This window comes from Paramagnetospirillum caucaseum, assembly GCF_000342045.1.
Classification (GTDB): Bacteria; Pseudomonadota; Alphaproteobacteria; order Rhodospirillales; family Magnetospirillaceae; genus Phaeospirillum; species Phaeospirillum caucaseum.
In genome coordinates this window covers 105,486-126,982 of the sequence record NZ_AONQ01000004.1, presented here as the reverse complement: position 1 = coordinate 126,982, position 21,497 = coordinate 105,486, and the positions used below count along the sequence as shown (strand labels likewise).

General features: G+C 67.6%; 15 protein-coding genes. 11 read left to right on the top strand and 4 right to left on the bottom strand.

Features of this window, described 5'->3' with window-relative positions; genetic code table 11:
• Positions 1 to 38: 38 nt before the first annotated feature.
• Positions 39 to 1,349, bottom strand: coding sequence for a dihydroorotase (pyrC, locus tag H261_RS02965; RefSeq protein WP_008614200.1), 1,311 nt, complete (start codon positions 1,347 to 1,349; stop codon positions 39 to 41).
• The gene (locus H261_RS02960) at positions 1,349 to 2,302 is read right to left on the bottom strand and encodes an aspartate carbamoyltransferase catalytic subunit (protein ID WP_008614199.1); all 954 of its coding nucleotides are present in this window, start codon (positions 2,300 to 2,302) and stop codon (positions 1,349 to 1,351) included. Before H261_RS02960 ends, pyrC begins: the two co-directional genes overlap by 1 nt.
• Positions 2,303 to 2,435: 133 nt before the next feature.
• Between H261_RS02960 and H261_RS23180 the strand changes: the two genes are divergently transcribed.
• Positions 2,436 to 3,845, top strand: coding sequence for a sensor histidine kinase (locus H261_RS23180; RefSeq protein WP_008614198.1), 1,410 nt, complete (start codon positions 2,436 to 2,438; stop codon positions 3,843 to 3,845).
• A 45-nt stretch (positions 3,846 to 3,890) separates the two neighbouring features.
• Positions 3,891 to 6,509, top strand: coding sequence for a PAS-domain containing protein (locus tag H261_RS02950; RefSeq protein WP_008614197.1), 2,619 nt, complete (start codon positions 3,891 to 3,893; stop codon positions 6,507 to 6,509).
• A gap of 34 nt (positions 6,510 to 6,543) precedes the next feature.
• On the opposite strand, the gene H261_RS02945 is transcribed toward H261_RS02950, so the two are convergent.
• The gene (locus H261_RS02945) at positions 6,544 to 7,380 is read right to left on the bottom strand and encodes an amidohydrolase family protein (protein ID WP_008614196.1); all 837 of its coding nucleotides are present in this window, start codon (positions 7,378 to 7,380) and stop codon (positions 6,544 to 6,546) included.
• 154 nt (positions 7,381 to 7,534) lie between these two features.
• On the opposite strand from H261_RS02945, the gene H261_RS02940 reads away from it, so the two are divergent.
• The 4 genes from H261_RS02940 (at position 7,535) to H261_RS02925 (ending at position 13,325) form a co-directional block, all read left to right on the top strand.
• Entirely contained in the window at positions 7,535 to 9,943 is a 2,409-nt protein-coding gene (locus H261_RS02940; RefSeq protein WP_008614195.1) for a sensor domain-containing protein, read from the top strand.
• Between the two features lie 92 nt (positions 9,944 to 10,035).
• Entirely contained in the window at positions 10,036 to 12,288 is a 2,253-nt protein-coding gene (locus H261_RS02935) for an adenylate/guanylate cyclase domain-containing protein (RefSeq protein ID WP_008614194.1), read from the top strand.
• Between the two features lie 363 nt (positions 12,289 to 12,651).
• Positions 12,652 to 12,885: a helix-turn-helix domain-containing protein gene (locus H261_RS02930; RefSeq protein WP_152426673.1), complete on the top strand. Its 234-nt coding sequence runs from the start codon at positions 12,652 to 12,654 to the stop codon at positions 12,883 to 12,885.
• A gap of 47 nt (positions 12,886 to 12,932) precedes the next feature.
• Entirely contained in the window at positions 12,933 to 13,325 is a 393-nt protein-coding gene (locus H261_RS02925) for a hypothetical protein (protein ID WP_152426672.1), read from the top strand.
• Here H261_RS02925 and H261_RS02920 read toward each other — a convergent pair.
• Positions 13,315 to 13,998 (bottom strand): class I SAM-dependent methyltransferase, encoded by a 684-nt coding sequence (locus H261_RS02920; protein ID WP_008614191.1) that lies wholly within the window; start codon positions 13,996 to 13,998, stop codon positions 13,315 to 13,317. The two genes, H261_RS02925 and H261_RS02920, sit on opposite strands and share 11 nt — an antisense overlap.
• 91 nt (positions 13,999 to 14,089) lie before the next feature.
• Between H261_RS02920 and H261_RS02915 the strand changes: the two genes are divergently transcribed.
• From H261_RS02915 to H261_RS02895, 5 genes are all read left to right on the top strand, one after another.
• Complete coding sequence (locus H261_RS02915) at positions 14,090 to 15,091, top strand: glycosyl transferase family protein (RefSeq protein ID WP_008614190.1); 1,002 nt, start codon at positions 14,090 to 14,092, stop codon at positions 15,089 to 15,091.
• Positions 15,088 to 16,530, top strand: coding sequence for a cobyrinate a,c-diamide synthase (locus H261_RS02910; RefSeq protein WP_008614189.1), 1,443 nt, complete (start codon positions 15,088 to 15,090; stop codon positions 16,528 to 16,530). The genes H261_RS02915 and H261_RS02910 overlap by 4 nt, the downstream gene beginning before the upstream one ends.
• Positions 16,531 to 16,578: 48 nt before the next feature.
• Positions 16,579 to 17,553, top strand: a complete 975-nt coding sequence (locus H261_RS02905; RefSeq protein ID WP_008614188.1) for an ABC transporter ATP-binding protein — start codon at positions 16,579 to 16,581, stop codon at positions 17,551 to 17,553.
• Positions 17,550 to 18,332: an ABC transporter permease gene (locus tag H261_RS02900; RefSeq protein WP_008614187.1), complete on the top strand. Its 783-nt coding sequence runs from the start codon at positions 17,550 to 17,552 to the stop codon at positions 18,330 to 18,332. The genes H261_RS02905 and H261_RS02900 overlap by 4 nt, the downstream gene beginning before the upstream one ends.
• Before the next feature lie 153 nt (positions 18,333 to 18,485).
• A complete protein-coding gene (locus tag H261_RS02895; protein WP_008614186.1) occupies positions 18,486 to 21,494 on the top strand; it encodes an HD domain-containing phosphohydrolase in 3,009 nt (1,002 codons plus the stop codon).
• Positions 21,495 to 21,497: the final 3 nt, after the last annotated feature.

Below are 21,497 nucleotides of genomic sequence, written 5' to 3'. Positions count from 1 at the left end.
CCACTGGAGTGCGGGCGTCCCGCCCGCTCGGGCCGAGATCAAGCATCGTGCTTATACACCGTCCGCCCGTCGACGATGGTGCGCATCACCATGCCCTGGACCGGGCGGTCGTCGAAGGGGGAATTCTTGGACTTGGAGTGGAAGGCCTTGGCGTTGACCTTCCAGCCGCGATCGGGGTCGAACAGCACCAGATCGGCCGCCGCCCCCACCTTGAGGCGGCCCGCCGCCAGCCCCAGGATGGCCGAGGGTGCGCAGGTCACCAGCCGCAAAGCCTCGATCAGGCTCATATGGCCATTATGGGCGAGGTCGAGCGTCACCGGCAGCAGGGTTTCCAGGCCGACGCCGCCGAATTCGGCGACGGCGAAGGGCACCCGCTTGGAATCCTGGTCCTGGGGCGAATGGTCCGAGGCCACCGCGTCGATGGTGCCGTCCTTCAGGCCCTCGACCACCGCCTGGCGGTCGGTCTCGGAGCGCAGCGGCGGCGACAGCTTGGCGAAGGTGCGGTAATCCTTCACCGCCAGCTCGTTCAGCGCGAAATAGGGCGGCGCGGTGTCGCAGGTGACGGCAAGGCCCTTGGCCTTGGCCTTGCGGATGATCTCGACGCCCTCGGCAGTCGCCACATGGGCGGCGTGGTAGCGCCCGCCGGTGATCGCCACCAGCCGCATGTCGCGCTCCAGCATGATGGCCTCGGCGGCCACCGGAATACCCGACAGCCCCATGCGGGTGGCCAGCTCGCCCTCGTTCATCATGCCGCCCTCGGCCAGCGAGGGCTCCTCCGGGTGCTGGACGATCAGGAAGCCGAAGGTGGCGGCGTAGGTCAGCGCCCGGCGCATCACCTGGGCGTTGCGGATGGCCCGGATGCCGTCGGTGAAGGCCAGGGCGCCGGCCTCGGCCAGCATGCCCATCTCGGCCAGTTCCTTGCCTTCCACCCGCTTGGTGGCGGCGGCGTAGGGATAGACCTTGGCCAGTCCGATCTTGCGGGCGCGGCGCGCCACGAATTCCACGGTGGCGACCTCGTCGATCACCGGATTGGTGTTGGGCAGGCAGACCATGGAGGTGACGCCGCCGGCCACCGCCGCCTCGCCCGCCGATTTCAGGGTCTCCTTGTGCTCCTCGCCCGGCTCGCGCAGCTGGACGCGCATGTCCACCAGACCGGGGGCGAGACAGAGCCCCCGGCAGTCCACCACCTCCATGCCGGCGGGTACGCCGCCCTGGAACAGGCCGGGGCCGACATCGGCGATGGTCTCGCCGTTGGTCAGCAGCGCCCCCCTGGTGTCCAGGCCGGTGGCGGGATCGAGCAGGCGGGCGTTGACATAGGCCACCAGGCCCGAGGAATTGCGGGCGCCCATCAGGCGTCTCCTTCCGATTGCGGCAACCCACGGGTCAGCATGTCGAGGCAGGCCATGCGCACCGCCACGCCCATCTCCACCTGCGAGCGGATCAGCGAGCGCTCCACGTCGTCGGCCACGTCGGAATCGATCTCGACACCGCGGTTCATGGGGCCGGGATGCATGATCACCGCGTCGGGCTTGGCCAGCCCCAGCTTCTCGCGGTCCAGGCCGAAGAAGTGGAAATACTCGCGGATGCTGGGGATGAAATTGCCGCTCATGCGCTCGTTCTGGATGCGCAGCATCATGATGACGTCCACGTCGGCCAGGCCCTTCCGCATGTCGTGGAAGACCTCGACCCCCATGCGGTCCACGCCCGATGGCAACAGGGTGCGCGGGCCGATCAGGCGCACATGCGCCCCCATGGCGTTCAGCAGGTAGATGTTGGAGCGGGCCACGCGGGAATGGCGCACGTCACCGCAGATGGCGACGTTGAGGCCCGTCAGCTTGCCCTTCCTGCGGCGGATGGTCAGGGCGTCGAGCAGGGCCTGGGTGGGGTGCTCGTGGCTGCCGTCGCCGCCGTTGATCACCGCGCAGTTGACCTTCTCCGACAGCAGCTTGACCGCGCCCGAATCCGGGTGGCGCACCACCAGCACGTCCAGGTGCATGGCGTTGAGCGTCATGGCGGTGTCGATCAGGGTCTCGCCCTTCTGTACCGAGGACCCGGCCGACTGCATGTTGATCACGTCGGCCCCCAGGCGCTTGCCGGCCAGCTCGAAGCTGGTCCGCGTGCGGGTCGAGTTCTCGTAGAACAGGTTGATGACCGTGCGGCCGCGCAGGAGATTCTTGCGCTTGTCGCTGGAGCGGTTCTGCTCGACATAGCCCTCGGCCAGGTCGAGCAGGCTGGTGATCTCGCTCGGGGCCAGGCCCTGGATGCCGAGGAGATGACGGTGCGGAAAGGCGGCGTCTGTCATGGTCCGCGAACTATAGGCCGAGCCGCCCCGGCGGGCAAGCCGCCGGACGAATGCGAATGCGTCGCTTGGCGCGCCGGAGCCCACCTCCTATATTGAGGTCAATGATCGCCGCATCCGTCCGCAGCAAGGACCAATGACCCTCGACATCGGCACGCTGTTCCTGGTTCTCGTCCTGGTTTCGGCCATGGCCAGCGGTTTCGTCTGGTTCCTGTACGGCAGCCACCGCCCGGTGGCCGGCATCCGGTCCATTGCCCTGGCCAATACCATGCTGTGCGCCGGCTACGCCGCCATCTGGGCCCGTCCGCTGCTGCCCGCCGTCGTGTCGTTCCCCCTGGCCAACGGCATGGTCTGCGCCGGCTACCTGCTGGCCCTGTACGGCATGAGCCAGTTCTTCGGCCCCCGGGTCCGCCCCTGGCTGCTGGTGGCGATCGGGGCGGCCTATTGCGCCCAGTTCGCCTATTTCTTCTATGTCGAGCCGTCCTATCTGGTCCGCCTGTTCTGCTATCTGGCGTTCTACGCCCTGATTACCGCCTGGATTCTGAAGCTGAGCTGCGACGCCTTCCGCCGCACCGGCTTCCGCTCCCATCTGGTGGCCTGTTTCGTGGCGGCGGTGCTATCCCTGTCGTTCTTCGCCTGCGCCCTGCTGTCGCTCACCCAGGGGCCGACCAAAGACATCCTGTCCGCCACGACCATCAATGCCCTGGTGGTGATCGAGCAGATCTTCTTCGTGGTCGGCTGGACCCTGGCCTTCACCCTGATGTTCAGCGAACGCCTGGGCCACGAGAAGACCACCGCCGAAAGCCAGAGCCGGATGAAGTCCGAGACCCTGGCCAACATGAGCCACGAACTGCGCACCCCGCTCAACGCCATCATCGGCTTTGCCGACGCCATCGACAGCCGGGCCATGGGCGACGCCCCGGGCAAGTATGCCGAATACGTCAAGGACATCCTGTTCTCGGGCCATCACCTGCTGGCCCTGATCAACGACGTCCTCGATATCTCGAGGATCGAGGCCGGCCGCATGGAGCTCCACGAGGAACGGGTGGCCATCAACGTGCTGGTGGAAACCGTCCGCCGCATGACCCAGTCGCGGGCCGACACCGCCGGGATCGCTCTTTCCGTCGCCCTCGATCCGGCCTTCGCCCAGGTGACCGGCGACGAGTTGCGGCTGCGCCAGATCCTGGTCAACCTGCTGATCAACGCCATCAAGTTCACCCCCCGGGGCGGCCGGGTCCAACTGCGGACCCGACTGGATTCCAGGGGCGGGCATTTCATCGTCGCCGACAGCGGCGTCGGCATGGATGCCGACGGAATCGAGCGGGCGCTGACCAAGTATTGCCGGGTGGAAACCGCCTTCACCCGCGGCACCGAAGGCAACGGCCTGGGCCTGCCGCTGTCCGTCGCCCTGGCCGAGGCCCACGGCGGCGGGCTGGATATCGCCAGCACGCCCGGCGCCGGCACCACCGTCACGGTGACCATGCCGCCGGCCCGCTGCGCCGCCGCCGGCCCTCACGGTCACACACTTGTCTTGCACCAGGATTGAAAGTGCCTCCACAATACATCAACGAAACCCGATGAAACTGGGTCGATGACGACAGGAGAGGGACGCCTGGGACTGCGGGTCCGTATCGCCGTGGCGATCGCGGCCATTTGCCTTGTCTCGATCATCGTGGTGGTCGGCTATCTGCGCCACGCCCTGGAGCGTCAGGCGACGGCCCAGTGGAGCCGTGAACGCGGCCAGGTGGCCGCCGCCCTGGCCGCCGGCTTCGACCGTTCCATCGACGCGATGATCGGTGACCTGCGCTTCGTCGCCGGCCTGCCCGCCATGGCCGGGCTGCCCGATCTGGCCCGGCTCGACCGGACCATCAACGGCATTCCCGTCGATGCCGATACCGACAAGCGGCGCATCCTGGACGAGTTGCTGGAGGACGAGCGTTTTTCCGTGCTGTTCGTGCTGCAGCCCAACGGCGACCACTATCTCAGCCATCCCTTCACGGTGCAGCGCCTGCTGAAGCGCTTCAACCTGGCCGACCGCCCCTATTTCCAGCAAGCGGCCAGCACCGGGCGGCCGGTGGTGTCCGACGCCTTCATGGGGGCCGACGGCATTCCGGCGGTAGCCATCGACGTGCCGCGCCTGGACCACAACGGGACCGTGACGCTGCATCTGGGCGGCGTCATCCACCTGCCCAAGCTGACCGAGATCTTTTCCACCGCCATCCTGCCGCCCTTCGACATGGGCATGCTGATCGACCGGCAGGGCACGGTGATCGCCGCTGCCGGGCGCGGCCAGACGGTGGAGGCGCCCGACACCGCCCTGGCCGCCGCCGCCAAGACCTTCCAGGGCACCTCGCCCATTCCGGGCAAGGCGGTGGTCAGGACCTATTTCAGTCAGGCCGGCAACGAGGAGGTGATCGCCTCGTTCATCCGCCTGCACAACGGCTGGACGGTGGCGCTGGCCCGCCCCCGCTCCAGCTTCGTCGAGGAAATCGCCCCCGAGGTGACACGCATCTCCACCATGGTCGGCGCCCTGCTGCTGCTGGTGTCGGCCATGGGCTTCGCCATCGCCCACCACATCGCCGGGCGCTGGGACGGCGCCCGGCGGGCCCTGTCCGCCGCCCACGGCGAGTTGGAGGCACGGGTGCGCGAACGCACCGCCGCCCTGGATTCCAGCCGCCGCGAACTGGCCGCCAAGTCGCGGACGCTGGAGACCATCCTGGACAACATCAGCCAGGGCATCAGCGTCTATGACGACGATTTGCGCATGGTGGCCTGCAACCGCCGCTTCGCTGAACTGCTGCGTCTGCCCGCCGACATGGCGCGGCCCGGCACCCGGCTGGAGGATTACCTGCGCTTCAACGCGTTGCGCGGCGATTACGGTCCCGGCGATCCCGAACGCCAGGTGGCGGAGCGGATCGATCTGGCCCGCCATTTCAAGCCCCACCGCTTCCAGCGCCAGCGTGCCGACGGCACCGCCCTGGAAATCATCGGCAACCCGCTGCCCGGCGGCGGTTTCGTCGCCACCCACACCGACGTCACCGAGGCCAAGCGGGCCGAGGAGGCGCTGCGCACCCTGTCGCGCGCCGTGGAGCAGAGCCCGGTCTCGGTGGTGATCACCGATCCGCGCGGCAATATCGACTACGTGAACCCCAAATTCGTCGAGGTCTGCGGCTACACCCCGGAAGAGGTCAAGGGCCTCAATCCCCGTTTCCTCAAATCGGGCCTGACGCCGGACGAGGTCTACGCCGACCTGTGGCGGACCATCGCCGCCGGCCGGACCTGGGAAGGCGACCTGCAGAACCGCAAGAAGAACGGCGACCTGTACTGGGAGCGGGCCTCCGTCTCGCCCATCCGCTCGCCCGACGGCGTCATCCTGCACTACCTGGCGGTCAAGGAGGACATCACGGCCCGCAAGGCCTCGGAGGACGCCCTGCTCGCCGCCATGCAGGCGGCCGAGGACGCCAACCGCGCCAAGACGGTGTTCCTGTCGCACATGAGCCACGAGCTGCGCACCCCGCTGACCGCCGTGCTGGGCTATGCCGAGATGATGGAAAGCGAGATGGCCGGGCCGCTGCCGCGCCACAACGCCGACTTCGTCGCCGCCATCGCCGACAGCGGCCGCCACCTGCTGTCGATCATCGACGAGGTGCTCGACATCAGCCGCATCGAGATGGGCAGCTACCGCATCGCCAACAACCCCGCCGATCTGGCCGCCATCGCGCGGGAATGCGTCGCCATGCTGCAGCCCCAATGCATCGCCAAGGATATCGAACTCACCCTTGACGCCGACAAGGCCATGCCGCTGGTCACCGACGCCCGTGCCATCCGCCAGATTCTGATCAACCTGCTGGGCAACGCGGTCAAGTACACCGAGTCCGGGGGGCGCATCGCCGTCACCCTCGGCCACGGCGAGCAAGGCCTGCGGGTCGCCGTCGCCGATACCGGAATCGGTATTCCCGCCGACAAGCTGGCCCACGTCTTCGAACCGTTCCAGCGGGTCGACCCGCTACGCGCCAACCCGGCCCGCGGCGTCGGCCTGGGCCTGGCCATCTGCCGGCGCATCGCCGGTCTGCTGGGCGGCGCCATCTCCATCGAATCCCAGCCCGGCCTGGGCACCACCGTCACCTTGCTGCTGCCGGAGGATACCTGTGTCCGGGCCCCTCAGGCGCCGGGCGGCGGACCTCCGTCCGCCTTGGCTCCCGCGCCATAAGGCGCGCGGCCCCTGGGCCTGCGGGGGGGCGATGTCATCGCCCACCGGCAATCCCCCTGACCAGCCCCTCGGCGTTCCGGTGGGCGATGGCCGCCCCCAGGTCGGGCGGCAGGGTGGACAGCCAGCGCCGCGCCCAGGCGGCGTGGCTTTCCACCTCGCTCCAGCGTTCGGGCGTATAGGTGTCGGTGCCCACCATGAAGCGGTCGGGGAACTCGGAAAACACCGCCAGCCAATCGGGCGACACCGTGTCGCCCCGGGCCACCTCGTAGCGGAACGACAGGTCGGCCCACAGGGCCTTGTGGCGGCGCATGGCGGCGCGCACCGTGTCCGGCCGCTCGAAACCGGCATGGGCCCACAGCACCCGGGCTTGCGGGTCGTGGCGGAACAGCCGCTCCACCGCGTCCGCATCGGAATGGGCGATCAGGAACAGCTTGTGGTCCCGGGCCAGTTCCACCAGCCGGCGCACGTTGGGCAGGTCGGCGTCGGCGCCGTGCACGTGGAACTCGCCGATGGCCACATAGCGGTGACGGCCGAGCAGCCCCTCCACATAGGCGATATTGCCCGGATCGCGCAGCCACGAGGTCAGTTCGCCCCGCTTGCGGTAGGGCCGCAGCGACGGATGCACCAGATCGGGCGCCGCCGCCAGCAGGGCCTGGGTACCGGCATCGTCGGAACTGGACACCAGGGCGCCGGCCAGCCCGGCCCGGCGCAGGCGGGACGCCGCCTCCCCGGCGGGCAGGGCCGCATGGGCGTCGTGGCTGAAATGGATATGGGCGTCGAACAGCGGCAAATCCGCCGCCCGCGCCGGCCGGCCCGCCGCCAGCGCGCCCACCGTCAGCACGATCGCCAGGGCCAGAATGATCCGCCGCATGCTTTCCTCCCTCTCGGGTGTCCTGGCCTGAAGGTGGCGGAGCGGCCGGCGCCTTTCAAGGCATCTGGGGTGGAGACCCGATCCCTGTCGTGACACTTCGTCATTTTACGGTTAGATTTGCCATAACCGCACCCGCCCCGAGATTCCGCGCCCCATGTCCCTTCCGACCGAAATCACTGATTTCCTGGGCATTCTGGATGAAAGCCCGGTCGGGGTTTCCGTGTCGCGGCGACGCGACGGCATGGTGGTGTTCGCCAACCGCCGGTTTTGCGAAATCACCGGCCTGGGGCGCGAGCACTGCATCGGCCACCCGGCGCGGCGCCACTTCGCCGACGACGCCCAGCGCCACGAGGTGGTACGGCAATTGCGGGAATCCGGCGAGATCGTCGATGCCGACGTGCGCTTCTTCCGCGCCGACGGCTCGTCCTTCTGGTCGGTGCTGACCATCCGCCCCGCCACCCTGGAGGGCGAGGCGGTCAACCTGGCCTGGATCTACGACGTCAGCAAGCGCAAGCAGGCGGAGCAGGCCATCCTGGACGGCAAGTCGCTGATCCGCGCCATGCTGGATTCCTCCACCGACGGCATCGTGCTGCTGAGCCCCGAGGGAACCATCCTGGCGGTCAACGCCGCCGCCTCAGCCATCTTCGAAGAGGACGGCGAAGCCCTGCCCGGCCGGCCGGTCTGGAACCACCTGCCCGCGGCGGTGGCCGAGCCCATGCGCCGCGGGGTCGAACGCGTCCTGACCCTGGGCGAGACGGTGGAAAGCCACCACGCCATCGGCGCCCGGCTGTTCGACGTCCACATGCATCCGGTGGCCAATGCCGCCGGACGCCACGACCGGGTGGCGGTGTTCTCGCGCGACGTGACCCAGAGCCACCAGCGCCGCCAACAGCTGCGCAAGCTGGAGACGGCGCTGGAACAGGCCCCGGTGGCGGTGATGATCACCGATTCCCAGGGCGCCATCGAATACGTCAACCGCGCCTTCGTCCTGGTTTCCGGCTATTCCGAGGACGAGGTGGTGGGCCGCAACCCCCGCCTGCTGAAATCGGGCGAGACGGCGGCCACCGTCTACCGCGACATGTGGCGCCGCCTGGCGGCGGGAGCCACCTGGCAGGGCGAGCTGTGCAACCGCGCCAAGGATGGCGGCCTGTTCTGGGAATACGCCACCATCTCGCCGATCCGCGACGACGACGGCACCGTGACCCACTTCATGGCGGTCAAGGAGAACATCACCCAGCGCAAGGAAACGGAACAGCAGCTGGTCCACCAGGCCACCCACGACACCCTGACCGGCCTGCCCAACCGCCTGCTGCTGGAAGACCGCGTCCACCACGCCATCGAGGTGGCCAAGCGCGAGGGCCGCCGCGTCGGCCTGATGTTCCTCGACCTCGACCGCTTCAAGATCGTCAACGACAGCCTGGGCCACGTGGCCGGCGACCAGTTGCTCAAGGTGGTGTCCGACCGCCTGCGCCACACGCTGCGGCGTTCGGACACGGTGGCGCGCCTGGGCGGCGACGAGTTCGTGGTGGTGCTGACCCATTTCCAGAACAGCAGCGAACTGGCCGAGGTGGCGGAAAAGATCTCCGCCGCCCTGGACGAGCCGGTGGAACTGTCGGGCCACAAGGTGCATGTGGGCACCAGCATCGGCATCGCGCTCTATCCCGATGACGGCGATAACTTCAATTCCCTGATGAAGGATGCCGACGCCGCCATGTACCGGGCCAAGCAGAAGGGGCGCAACACCTTCTGCTTCTATGATTCCCACATGAACGACGAGGCCCTGGACCGCCTGAAGCTGGAGGAGGCGCTGCGCCGCGCCCTGGTCCGGGGCGAGTTCCAGCTATTCTACCAGCCGCAGGTCGATCTGCACACCGGCCTGACCACCGGCGTCGAGGCGCTGATCCGCTGGAACAGTCCCGAACGTGGCCAGGTCTCGCCCGCCCTGTTCATCCCGGTGGCCGAGGAGAGCAACCTGATCTCCATGATCGGCTGGTGGGTGCTGGAGGAATCGTGCCGGCAGATCGCCGCCTGGCGCGAGGCGGGCCTGGCCGGCATCAAGGTGGCGGTCAACGTCTCGGGCCGCCAGTTCCTCAACCACGCCCTGGTGGAATGCATCTCCGACCTGATGGCCCAGTACCGGGTCCTGCCCAGCCAGCTGGAGATCGAGCTGACCGAGAGCACGGTGATGGCCGAGCCCGAGCGGGCCATCGAACAGCTGAACCGCCTGCGCGAGATCGGCATCCAGGTCTCGGTGGACGATTTCGGCACCGGCTATTCCAGCCTGTCCTACCTGAAGCGGCTGCCGCTCAGCACCATCAAGGTGGACCGCTCCTTCGTCCGCGACGTCAATAACCAGAGCGACAATGCCGCCATCGTGTCGGCTATCCTGGGTTTGGCCGACGCGCTCGACATGTCCATCGTCGCCGAGGGGGTCGAAACCGAGGGCGAGGAACGCCACCTCAAGGATGCCGGCTGCATCAAGGTCCAGGGTTTCCGCTACGCCAAGCCCATGCCGGCCGATCAGCTGGCCCAGTGGATGCGGCGCGAGAAAAGCGGAATCTAGCCTCCTCCACTATGGTCTTACCGGATGACGGCTCCCACCTAGTGGGGTAGCATTGTCACAACTCGTTTAATTTTGCCGGTGACCTTCAGCCAATGAACACCATGCCCACCGTGCCCGGCACCCCTTCCGGCACGCCCCCCGGTACCGCACCGGGGGGTGGCGGTACCGGCGCGCCTTCCGTCAGCGAACAGGAACGGCGGCGCAAGAAGCGCGGCAAGGGCATGACGCTGCGGGTCAACATCCTGACCGCTTTCGCCGCCCTGCTGAGCATCACCGTCATCACCCTGGTGGCCTTCGCCTACCACAAGAACTCCACCTCGGTGCTGGAACTGATGGGCCGCTTCGTGGAGCGGGTGTCGGCCTCGGGCATCTCCAGCTCCATGGCGCTGCTCGATCCCGTCGAGACCAGCGTCCAGGCCACCGCCCAACTGGCCGCCCTCGACGAGGCCAAGGCCCGCGACGGCAGCCTGTTCCCCTACATGGTCAGCATCCTGCGGACCCAACGGCAGCTGCAGAGCCTCTATCTGGCGTTCGAGGCCGACGGCCGCTTCCTCCAGGCCTTTCCCATTCCGCCGGGGGCGTCCAAGTTCGGCGCCAACGACGCCAGGCCGCCGGAAGGTTCCGCCTTCGCGCTCAGGACCGTCGACCGCAAGGGCGGCAAGTATTCCGACGTCTGGGTCTACGTCAGCGACCGGGGCGAGGAGATCGGCCGCGAGACCTCCGACCACCTCAACTACGACCCCCGCCCCCGTCCCTGGTACAAGGACGCCATCGCCACCAGGGGCCTGATCTGGAGCGACCTGCTGGTCTATACCAGCAACCGCCAGCCCGGCATCACCGCCGCCTATCCCATCTTCGCCGCCGACGGCAGGGCGATCGGCGCCGCCGCCGCCAACGTTTCCACCAACCAGATGTCCGACTTCCTGGCCGGCCTGGACCTGGGATGGTCGGGCACCGCCTTCATCGTCGACGAGAAGGAACAGCTGATCGCCCACCCCGACGCCAGCCGCACGGTGCGCCAGGACGGGCTGAAGTACTCGCTGGTCAAGGCCGATCAGTTGGGCGAGCAGGTCATCACCGACGCCTTCGCCGCCTATCACCGGAACAAGGCACAGACCGTCAGTTTCGATTCCGGCGGGCAACGCCATCTGGGCTCGTTCAACCCCTTCCCCGCCGAACTGGGCAAGAACTGGCTGATGGTCATCATCGTGCTGGAGGACGATTTCGTCGGCACGTTGAAGGAAAACAGCCGTGATCTGGTGGTGGCCGGCTTCACCGTCATGGTGGTGGGACTGCTGCTGGTGGCCCTGCTGGCCAGCTGGATCACCCGGCCGCTGACCCTGCTGACCCACGAAATCCAGAAGATCCAGCGATTCGAGCTGGCCGGCCCCATCGCGCTGCACGCCATCGTCGCCGAGGTCAACGAGCTGATCCACTCGATGAACATGATGAAGCGGGCGCTGCGCACCTTCGGCATGTTCGTGCCGCGCGATCTGGTCCGCGAACTGGTGGCCAGCGGGCGGCCCATCGAATTGGGCGGCCAGGACAAGACCCTGACCGTGATGTTCACCGACGTCGCCGACTTCACCAGCCTGTCCGAGCGCATGGCCGCCGGCGACCTGCTGGTCCACGTCTCGCGCCATCTGGCGGCCATTTCGGAATGCGTGGCCGAAGAGGACGGGACCGTCGACAAATACGTGGGCGACGCGGTGATGGCCTTCTGGGGAGCCCCCATCTGGCGCGACGATCATGCCCTGCGCGGCTGCATCGCGGCGCTGAAGGCCCAAAGGGTCCAGGCCCTGATGAATGCTGAATGGGCCTCCCAGGGGCTGCCCACCATGTTCGTGCGCATCGGCCTGCACACCGCGCCGGTCATCGTCGGCAATATCGGCTCGGCCTGGCGCATGAGCTATACGGCCATGGGCGACGGCGTCAACGTCGCCTCGCGCCTGGAAGGGGTCAACAAGGTCTACGGCACCCAGATCTGCGTCAGCCAGGCGGTGCTCGACGCCGCCGGACCATCGCTGCTGGCCCGTCCGCTCGACCTGGTGGCGGTCAAGGGCCGCAAGGCCGGCGCCCAGGTCTATGAGCTGATGGCGCTCAGGGAAGGCGACCCCAATCTGGCGCCAACCCCCGAGGACCTGGAAATCTGCCGCCTGACCACCGAAGGCTTCAGCGCCTATCAGGACCGCCGCTGGTCCGACGCCATCGCCCTCTACGAGCAGTTGGCGGCCCTGGCCCCCGCCGACAAGGTGCCGGCCATCTTCATCGAACGCTGCCGCCACTACCTGGCCGAACCGCCGCCCGCCGACTGGACCGGCCTGTTTGAGATGAAAACAAAGTAAGAGCCGGCAACCCTGACTTTGCCACGCAGCCACCACCCGCAGCCTTTGGCTGTCCAAAGGCATGACTTAGTCACGGCTTAACTATTGTTAAAACTAGGTAGAAATACCCCCCGGCCGAATAAATGAAAACCAGGGAAACCATCGCCTCTTCCGGAGATCGCAAGGATGAGAATGTCGGGTGATTATTTATGATAACCTTGACATAAGTCATACACATCCCAGCCTTCACGATGGAAATGCCGGCCCCTCACCATCACGGTCTAGCCCTAGTTGAATTGCTAGGTCTTGATATGTGACTTGCTTGCCCCATTAGAGCGCAACTATTCTGCACCTTCAGAAGTTTTGATACCATATGGTGCAGAAGTGGATGGTTCCAGCGTTGAAAGTAATTTGACAGAGCGGGAACGTGACGTCTTACGGCTTATTGCCTCCGGCAAAAGCAGCAAGGAGATCGCCCGCCATCTGGGAATATCCATCGGCGGGGTGAACTTTCACATCCTGAACGCCATGAAGAAACTCGGCGCGGCAACCCGCGCGCATGCGGTGGCACGCGCCATCTTCCTTGGCCTTCTTCTGCCCGAAGTCGGGCGCAACTGAGACATCACCGCCAATGACGGCGACTTCAGGACGCGGGGGCCGGGGGCTTGCAGGACGCATTGGACGCCATACAGGAAAACGAAAGCGATAGTCCGGACAGGCAGATCCTGTTCGAAAGCGCCGCCCTGGCTATTCTGACCCATGTGCTGGAGAGCGGGACGCGCATCGATCTGGCCGTGTCGGAATACTTGAAGCAGACTTCCATCGGCTCCGATGAAACCCATGTCCGGCCGGACCTGATCATCTGCGTCTCCGATTGCCTGGGGCTGCTGCACCGTGCCGCCGACGGCACTCCGGACGACGTCCGTCAAGTTCTCGACGGCGCCACCCGGGCTTGGCGGAACGCCGACAGAACCCGCCGCCTGTCCGCCCAGGGCGGGATCACCCGGATTCAGGCCTGCATCGGCAATATCCGCCGGGCCATCGGGGCTAATTCCTGATCCCCGCCATCACCGCGAAACTGACATTCTTGTAGCGGCATTCCACCTCCGCCAGCCCGGCATGGCGCAGCCAGTCCAGTTGCGGCGCCAGCGGAGCGCGGCGGTCCAGGGTCTGGCGCTCGATGGCGGCGGCGATCTCGTCGGCCGGCACGCCGGCCCGCTGGATAGCCTCGTGCCAGTGCCGCCAGTAGCGGGCCTCCATCTCCGGGCTGTCGCCGGCCACCTGATCGGCGTTGACCACCACGCCGCCCGGCCGGACGGCGCGGGCCATGGCGGCATAGACCGCCCGCTTGCCCTCGTCCTCCAGGTGATGGATCGACAGCGCCGACATCACCACGTCGTAGGCGCCCTCCTCGGCAAGATCGAGATGGTTCATCACCCGGAACTCCACCGGGACCGGACGGCCGGCGAAACGTTCGCGCGCCCGCGACAACATACCTTCGGCCAGGTCAGTCAGCACCAGCCGGGCATCGGGCAAGCGCTCCGCCGCCAGGGCCGACAGCAGCCCGGTTCCCGCCCCCAGGTCGAGGATGCGCGCCCCGGGCGGGGCGAACTCCACCGCCAGGTCGATGGCGGCGCCGTAGAAATCGTCGAAACAGGGAATCAACTGCCGCCGCAATCGGTCATAGGAACGGGCGGCGCGGTTGAAGGCGGCTTCGACGGTTAAAGGCATATTACACTTCCCTCAATTAAGGGGCTTTCCAACATCGGGGCATATTGGACTATCATTCCCGGTCAACGCCAGTCGAGGAAGGACCGCGCCCTTGTCTCAGGAACATCCCTTTGCCCATTACGTCCGCATTCTCGGCAAGGGGCCGCGTCTCGCCCGCCCGCTGACCTTCGAGGAGGCCCGGGACGGCTTCGCCATGGTGCTGCGCGGCGAGGTCGAGCCGGTGCAGCTGGGCGCCTTCCTCTGCCTGCTCAGGGTCAAGACCGAAACGCCGGAAGAAGCCGCCGGGCTGGCCGCCGCCATTCGCGCCACCATCACACCGCCGGCCGGCGCGCCGCCGGTGGACCTGGACTGGTCCTCCTATGCCGGCAAGACCCGCCAGTTGCCCTATTACCTGCTGGCCGCCCTGACCCTGGCCGGGCACGGCATCAGGGTGTTCATGCACGGCTCGGAGGGCCACACCGCCGGGCGGGTGTGGACGTCCGAGGCGCTGGCCGCCCTGGGGCTGGCGCAAAGCACCTCCATGGCCGACGCGGCGGCGCGGCTGGAGCGGAGCAACTTCGCCTACATGACGCTCGAGCACCTGTCGCCGCCCCTGCACGCCATCATGGAACTGCGCCACAAGCTGGGCCTGCGCTCGCCGGTCCACACCGTGGCGCGCCTCGCCAATCCGTTCGGCGCCGCTTGCGCCCTGTCCAGCGTCTCGCATCCCGCCTACGCCCCGGTGCATCAGGAGGCCTCGCGCCTGCTGGGGGAAAAGCGCATGGCGGTGTTCAAGGGCGAGGGCGGCGAGGTGGAACGCCGCCCCGAGAAGTCCTGCGAGGTGCTGTCCCTGGCCGACGGCCAGCCGCTGGCCGAGGACTGGCCGGCCTTGACCGGCGGCGTCCGCCCCCACGAGGAGCACCTGGACCTCGGACGCCTCAAGGCGCTGTGGAGCGGGGCCGAGACGGATGGGACGGCCACTGCCGCCATCGCCGGCACCATGGCCATCGCCCTGCGCGCCATGGGCCGCGCCGGTTCGGTGGACGAGGCCGAGGGCATGGCCCAGGTGCTGTGGCGCGAGCGCGACAAGAGCACGGTCCCGGGGCAGGCGTGACCACCCGCCCCGCCCCCCGCCTGCTGATCTCGGCGGCCCACAAATCGTCGGGCAAGACCACGGTGACGGTGGGCCTGGCCGCCGCCCTGGCGGCGCGCGGCCTGACGGTGCAGCCGTTCAAGAAGGGGCCCGACTACATCGACCCCCTGTGGCTGGGCGCCGCCAGCGGGCGGGCCTGCCGCAACCTGGATTTCCACACCCAGCCGCCCGCTTTGATCCGCGAGACCTTCGAACGGGATTCCCGGGGCGCCGACATCAGCCTGATCGAGGGCAACAAGGGACTCTATGACGGCGTCGATCTCGAGGGCGCCAATTCCTCGGCCATGCTGGCCCAGTGGCTGGAGGCCCCGGTGGTGCTGGTGGTGGATTGCCAGGGCATGACGCGGGGCATCGCACCGCTGCTGATCGGCTATCAGGCCTTCGACCCGACGCTGAAGATCGCCGGCGTCATCCTCAACAAGGTCAGCGGCCCCCGCCACGAGAAGAAGCTGCGGGACGTAGTGGCCCACTACACCCGCATTCCCGTCCTCGGCGCCGTCCATCGCGGCCCCGACATGGAGATCATGGAGCGCCACCTGGGGCTGGTTCCCGCCAACGAGGCCGAAGCGGCGGCGGCGGCCATCGCCCGGCTGGCCGGGGCGGTGTCGGCCCAGGTGGACCTGGACGCCCTGGTCGCCCTGGCCGACGCGGCTCCGCCGGTGGAGGTGATCGAGCGCGCCGTTCCGGCCCGGCCCACTGCCTCCCTGCGCATCGGCATCGCCAAGGACGCCGCCTTCGGCTTCTATTACCGCGACGATCTCGAGGCGCTGGAAGCCGCCGGGGCCGAACTGGCGCCGTTCGACGCCCTGCGCGATCCGCATCTGCCGCCCGGCCTGGACGGGCTGTTCATCGGCGGCGGCTTTCCCGAGACGCAAGGAGAGGCGTTGGAGGCCAATGCCTCGCTGCGGGCCGAAATCCGGGACAAGGGGCTGGCCGGGCTGCCCATCTACGCCGAATGCGGCGGGCTGATGTATCTGTCGCGCGCCATCGTCTGGAAGGGCGAGAGGCGCGCCATGGTCGGGCTGATCCCCGCCGACGCGGTGATGCACAAGGCTCCCCAGGGGCGCGGCTATGTGCGGCTGCGCGAGACCGCCGCCTTTCCCTGGCCCCGCCTGGAGGACGGCCCCGGCGTGCTGCCCGCCCACGAATTCCACCATTCCCGCCTGGAAAATATGGAAGGCTCGCCGCGCTTCGCCTATCAGGTGATTCGCGGTACCGGCATCGCCGAGAAACAGGACGGCTTGATAATCGCCAACACCCTCGCCACCTATGCCCATATGCGGTCCGTCGGCGCCAATCCCTGGGCGCCGCGGTTCGTGGCGTTCGTACGTGCGATAAAGAACGGGCGCCCGATAAAAACGGACGCGCGGTCAAAGCGGGGCAGCATTGATGTTTTTTAATAAGGCGGGCCTTTACCCACCCGCCGGGCTATGGAACATTGCCCGGCCATGATCACCATCGAAAATCTCAGCCACACCTATCCGGGCACGCGCAAGATGCCGCCCCGCACCGCCATCTCGGACCTGACCCTGGCGGTGGGGGACGCGGAGTTCGTCATCCTGTCCGGCCCCAACGGCAGCGGCAAGTCCACCCTGTTCCGCATCCTGTGCGGCATGACCCTGCCGGGCGGCGGCATGGTGCGGATCGGCGGCTACGACCTGTTCGCCCATCCCGCCAAGGTACGCGGGATCATGGGAGTGGTGTTCCAGAGCCCCGCCGTGGACAAGCATCTGTCGGTGGGCGAGAACCTGAAGATTCACGCCGATCTCTATGGAATCAGGGGCGCTGACTTCACCCGCCGCCGCGACGAGGCCTTGGGCTGGACCGATCTGGACGGCCGCTTGGACCAGAAGGTCGACACCCTGTCCGGTGGTCTGGCGCGGCAGGTGGAGCTGGCCAAGGTGCTGATGACCGATCCCAAGGTGCTGCTGCTGGACGAACCCACCACCGGGCTGGACCCCATGTCGCGGCGCAATTTCCTGGCGGCGCTCCACAAGCTGCAGAAGGAACGCGGCATGACCGTGCTGATGACCAGCCACGTGTTCTCCGAGGCCGACGACGTGGACCGGGTGGCCATCATGCGCGAGGGCAAGCTGCTGGCCTACGACACTCCCGCCGCCTTGAAGGCGATGATCGGCACCGAGATGGTGGTGGTCCAGGCCCGTGACGCCGAGGGACTGGCCGCCCGCCTGCGCGCCGAGATGGGTCTCGCCGTGCGCTGCATCGGCGACGAGGTCCGCCTGGAGGAGACCGAGAACGGCGAGAGCCTGCCGCTGCTCGAACGCATCCTCGACCGCTACCGTCCCGATATCGCCGCCATCGCCATCAAGCAGCCGGGCCTCGACGACGTCTTCGTCCACGTCACCAGCAAGGCGGTCCCCGACCATGCCCTGGCCCTGGAATTGCGGAAGGCGGCATCATGACCGCCATGGCCCCCGTCGCCTTCTCGCTGGCCAAGCGCGAGTTCACCCGCTTCATCCGCCAGCCCCAGCGGGTGGCCGGCACCGTGGCCCAGCCGCTGCTGTTCTGGCTGTTCCTGGGGGCCGGTTTCGGCGGTTCGTTCCGGCCCGAGGGCATGGAGAACGTCACCTATCTCGAATATTTCTATCCCGGCGTGATGCTGATGATGATGCTGTTCGCATCCATCTTCTCGTCCATCACCATCATCGAGGACCGCGACGCCGGCTTCCTCCAGGGCGTGCTGGTCGCCCCGGTCTCGCGCCTGGCCATCGTGCTGGGCAAGGTGCTGGGCGCCACCTCCATCGCCATGATCCAGACCCTGATCTTCACCGTCGCCGCGCCGTTCCTCGGCCTGCATCTGGGGGCCGGGGCGCTGGTGCTGCTGCTGATGGGGTTCCTGCTCACCGGCATCGGCTTTTCGGCGCTGGGCTTCCTGCTGGCCTGGGGGATGAAGTCCACCTCGGCCTTCCACGCGGTGATGATGGTGTTCCTGATGCCGCTGTGGATGCTGTCGGGCGCCCTGTTCCCCATCGGCAACGTGCCCGGCTGGATGAAGGCGGTGATGCTGGCCAATCCGGTCAGCCACGCTTTGGTGATCATCCGCGCCCCGTTCTACGGCGGCCCCGCCACCCTGTTCGCCGACGGCTCCTATCTGCTGTCCCTGGCGGTGACCCTGGCCTGGGCCGGGCTATGCCTGGGCCTGTCCATGGCCCGCGTCAACCGGCGCGAGCGGGGAGTCTGACCCTCCCCTTTTCACCGCCCCGCCGCGTCCCGATATGAAGGGCATTCCTGCGGCGCGCAAACCGCCGGGTGATAAGGTGATTACCCTCTTTCATTCTTCCGATTCTCGTGCAGACTGCGCCCCGTCGAAAGGGCGAGGCCGATAGGGGGATAAATGGCGGGCCAAGTGCGCCTCGGGCTGCAGTTCAGCATCGTGCTGATCATCGCCTTCGTCGTGGTCTGCCTGACGGTGACCACGGCGGGCAGTATCTATTTCGCCAGTACCAGCGCCGCCCGCGAAGGGGCGCGGCGGCTGTTCGGCGAGATCACCGCCAAGGTGGCCGACCGGGTGGACGGCCAGATCGGCGACCTGCTGGACCTGGCCGGGCTGGGGGCCGCCCTGCCCGCCGCCGGCGTGCCGGTCAGCGGCGACGGCGCCGGCCATCCGCTGGTTCCCTTCATGCTGCGCCTGCTGGAGCAGAATTCCAGCCTCTACGCCGCCTATGTCGGGCAGATGGACGGCAGCTTCCTGCAGGTCATCGCGGCGCGCGACGACCAGCGCATCCGCGCCGCCGCCGGACAGGCGCCGGACGGCACCCATTTCATCATCCGGGCCATCGCCACGGGCGAAAACGGCAAGCGCCGGGAATCCTGGATTTTCCTCGATTCCGCAGCCAGGAGCCTGGGATCGGCGGCCAAGGACGACCCGGCCTACGACCCCCGCCTGCGCCCCTGGTACAAGACGGCGGCGGTCAGCGCGTCCAGCGTGCTGTCCGAGCCCTATGTGTTCAGTTCGCTGCAGGCCCCGGGGCTGACCGCGTCCCGCCGCGCCGGCAGCGAGGGAACGGTGTTCGGCGTGGACATCGCCCTGAAGGGCCTGTCCGACTTCGCTGCCCAGCAGAATGTCTCCCCCCATGGCGGCGTGGTCCTGCTCGACCTCAAGCGCCGGATGCTGGCCGCCGCGCCGCAATTGCTGGCCGGAGCGGGCAAGGAACCGGGCGCCCTGGCCGAGCTGGCCTCGGTGGACGCCCCCATGCTGCGCGTCCTGGGCGAGGTGACGCCGGGCGAGGCCCATCTGGTCGCCTCGCCGGCCGGCGAGGTGCTGGTGCAGATGACCGAATGGCGCCACGGCAGCGGCCAGGCCATCGGCATCGGGCTGGCCGCCCCGTTCGACGACTTCACCGGCCCCATCCAGGACATGCAGGCGCGCATCCTCAATGCCGCCGGGCTGGTTCTGCTGGTGGTGGTGCCGCTGGCCATGCTGTTCGCCCGGCGTATCGCCCGCTCGGTCCGCCATCTGGTGGCCGAGGCGTCCAGGGTGCGCGAGTTCGACTTTTCGGGCACCGCGCCCCATGCCTCGCTGATCACCGAGTTCCACGACCTGTCCGAGGCCTTCGGCCTGATGAAGCAGACCATCCAGGGCCGCACCGAGGACCTGGCCGCCGCCCAGAAACGGCTGGAGCGGGTGGTGGACCTCGGCATCGCCATGTCGGCCGAGCGCGACCACGGCGTGCTGATGGAAATGATCCTGATGGGCGCCAAGGAGTTGACCAACGCCGACGGCGGCACGCTGTACATCCGCGACGCGGACAACAACCTGCGCTTCCAGATCATCCGCAACGACACCCTGAGCATCCGCATGGGCGGCGCCCACGAGGACCCGCCCTCGCTGCCGCCGGTGCCCATGTTCAGGGACGGCAAGCCCAACCACAACAACGTGGTCAGCCACGCGGTGCACGAACAGGCCACCGTCAACATCCCCGACGCCTACGACGAGACCCGCTTCGACTTCTCGGGGACCAAGGCCTTCGACGAGCGCAACGGCTACAAGTCCGTCTCGTTCATGACCGTGCCGCTGAAGCCCAGGGGCGGCGACATCATCGGCGCGGTGCAGCTGATCAACTCGCGCCCCCATGGCGGCAGCGCGATCGTGCCGTTCTCGCCCGAGATCCAGCGTTTCGTCGAGGCCCTGGCGGCCCAGGCCGCCACCGCGCTCTACAACCGCGACCTGCTGGACCAGCAGGAGCGGCTGATGGACGCCATGATCCAGATCATCGCCGGCGCCATCGACGCCAAGAGCCCCTATACCGGCGGCCATTGCGAGCGCGTGCCCGAACTGTCGCTGATGCTGGCCGAGGAAGCCTGCAAGGTGACCGAGGGCCCGCTGGCCGAATTCGCCTTCACCACCCCCGACGAATGGCGCGAATTCAAGATCGGCGCCTGGCTGCACGATTGCGGCAAGGTCACCACGCCGGAATACGTGGTGGACAAGGCCACCAAGCTGGAGACCATCCACAACCGCATCCACGAGGTGCGCACCCGCTTCGAGGTGCTGCTCAGGGACGAGCGCATCCGCATGCTGGAGTCCATGGTCGCCGGCACGCCGGCCGACGAGGCGGAAACGATGTTCGAGGCCGCCAAGGCCGCCCTGCTGGACGATTTCGCCTTCATCGCCGAATGCAACCTGGGCGGCGAGTTCATGGCGCCCGAGAAGGTGGAGCGCCTGAAGGCCATCGCCACCCGCACCTGGATGCGCCATTTCGACGACCGCCTGGGCCTCGCCCACGAGGAACTTCGCCGCTACGAGGGCGAACCGGCGCCGCTGCCGGCCGTGGAAAGCCTGCTGTCGGACAAGCCGCAGCACGTCATCCCCCGCCCGAAGGACTCGGCGCTGTTCGACCCGGCCTACGGCTTCAAGACCAAGGTCCCCGACAATCTCTACAATTTCGGCGAGGTCTACAACCTGTCGGTGGGACGCGGCACGCTGTCCGAGGAAGAGCGCTTCAAGATCAACGAGCACATCATCCAGACCATCATCATGCTGAAACGCCTGCCCTTCCCCAAGCACCTGTCGCGGGTGGTGGAATACGCCGGCACCCATCACGAGACCCTGATCGGCACCGGCTATCCCAAGAAACTGGCGGCCGAGGACCTGTCCATCCCGGCCCGCATCACCGCCATCGCCGACATCTTCGAGGCGCTGACCGCCTCGGACCGCCCCTACAAGAAGGCCAAGACCCTGTCGGAATGCGTCAAGATCCTCAGCTTCTTCAAGAAGGACAAGCATGTGGACCCCGACCTGTTCGACCTGTTCCTGACCTCGGGCGTCTATCTGCGCTACGCCGAGCGCTTCCTGAAGCCGGAACAGATCGACGCGGTGGAGATCGACGCCTATCTGGGGTGAGGA

Excerpts from the sequence above, each read along its gene's own strand:
- H261_RS23180 (WP_008614198.1), top strand. The coding sequence starts at position 2,436 with ATGACCCTCGACATCGGCACGCTGTTCCTGGTTCTCGTCCTGGTTTCG.
- H261_RS02935 (WP_008614194.1), top strand. The coding sequence starts at position 10,036 with ATGAACACCATGCCCACCGTGCCCGGCACCCCTTCCGGCACGCCCCCC.
- pyrC (WP_008614200.1), bottom strand. The coding sequence starts at position 1,349 with ATGGGCGCCCGCAATTCCTCGGGCCTGGTGGCCTATGTCAACGCCCGC.
- H261_RS02945 (WP_008614196.1), bottom strand. The coding sequence starts at position 7,380 with ATGCGGCGGATCATTCTGGCCCTGGCGATCGTGCTGACGGTGGGCGCG.
- H261_RS02960 (WP_008614199.1), bottom strand. The coding sequence starts at position 2,302 with ATGACAGACGCCGCCTTTCCGCACCGTCATCTCCTCGGCATCCAGGGC.
- H261_RS02950 (WP_008614197.1), top strand. The coding sequence starts at position 3,891 with ATGACGACAGGAGAGGGACGCCTGGGACTGCGGGTCCGTATCGCCGTG.
- H261_RS02940 (WP_008614195.1), top strand. The coding sequence starts at position 7,535 with ATGTCCCTTCCGACCGAAATCACTGATTTCCTGGGCATTCTGGATGAA.
- H261_RS02920 (WP_008614191.1), bottom strand. The coding sequence starts at position 13,998 with ATGCCTTTAACCGTCGAAGCCGCCTTCAACCGCGCCGCCCGTTCCTAT.
- H261_RS02905 (WP_008614188.1), top strand. The coding sequence starts at position 16,579 with ATGATCACCATCGAAAATCTCAGCCACACCTATCCGGGCACGCGCAAG.
- H261_RS02895 (WP_008614186.1), top strand. The coding sequence starts at position 18,486 with ATGGCGGGCCAAGTGCGCCTCGGGCTGCAGTTCAGCATCGTGCTGATC.
- H261_RS02900 (WP_008614187.1), top strand. The coding sequence starts at position 17,550 with ATGACCGCCATGGCCCCCGTCGCCTTCTCGCTGGCCAAGCGCGAGTTC.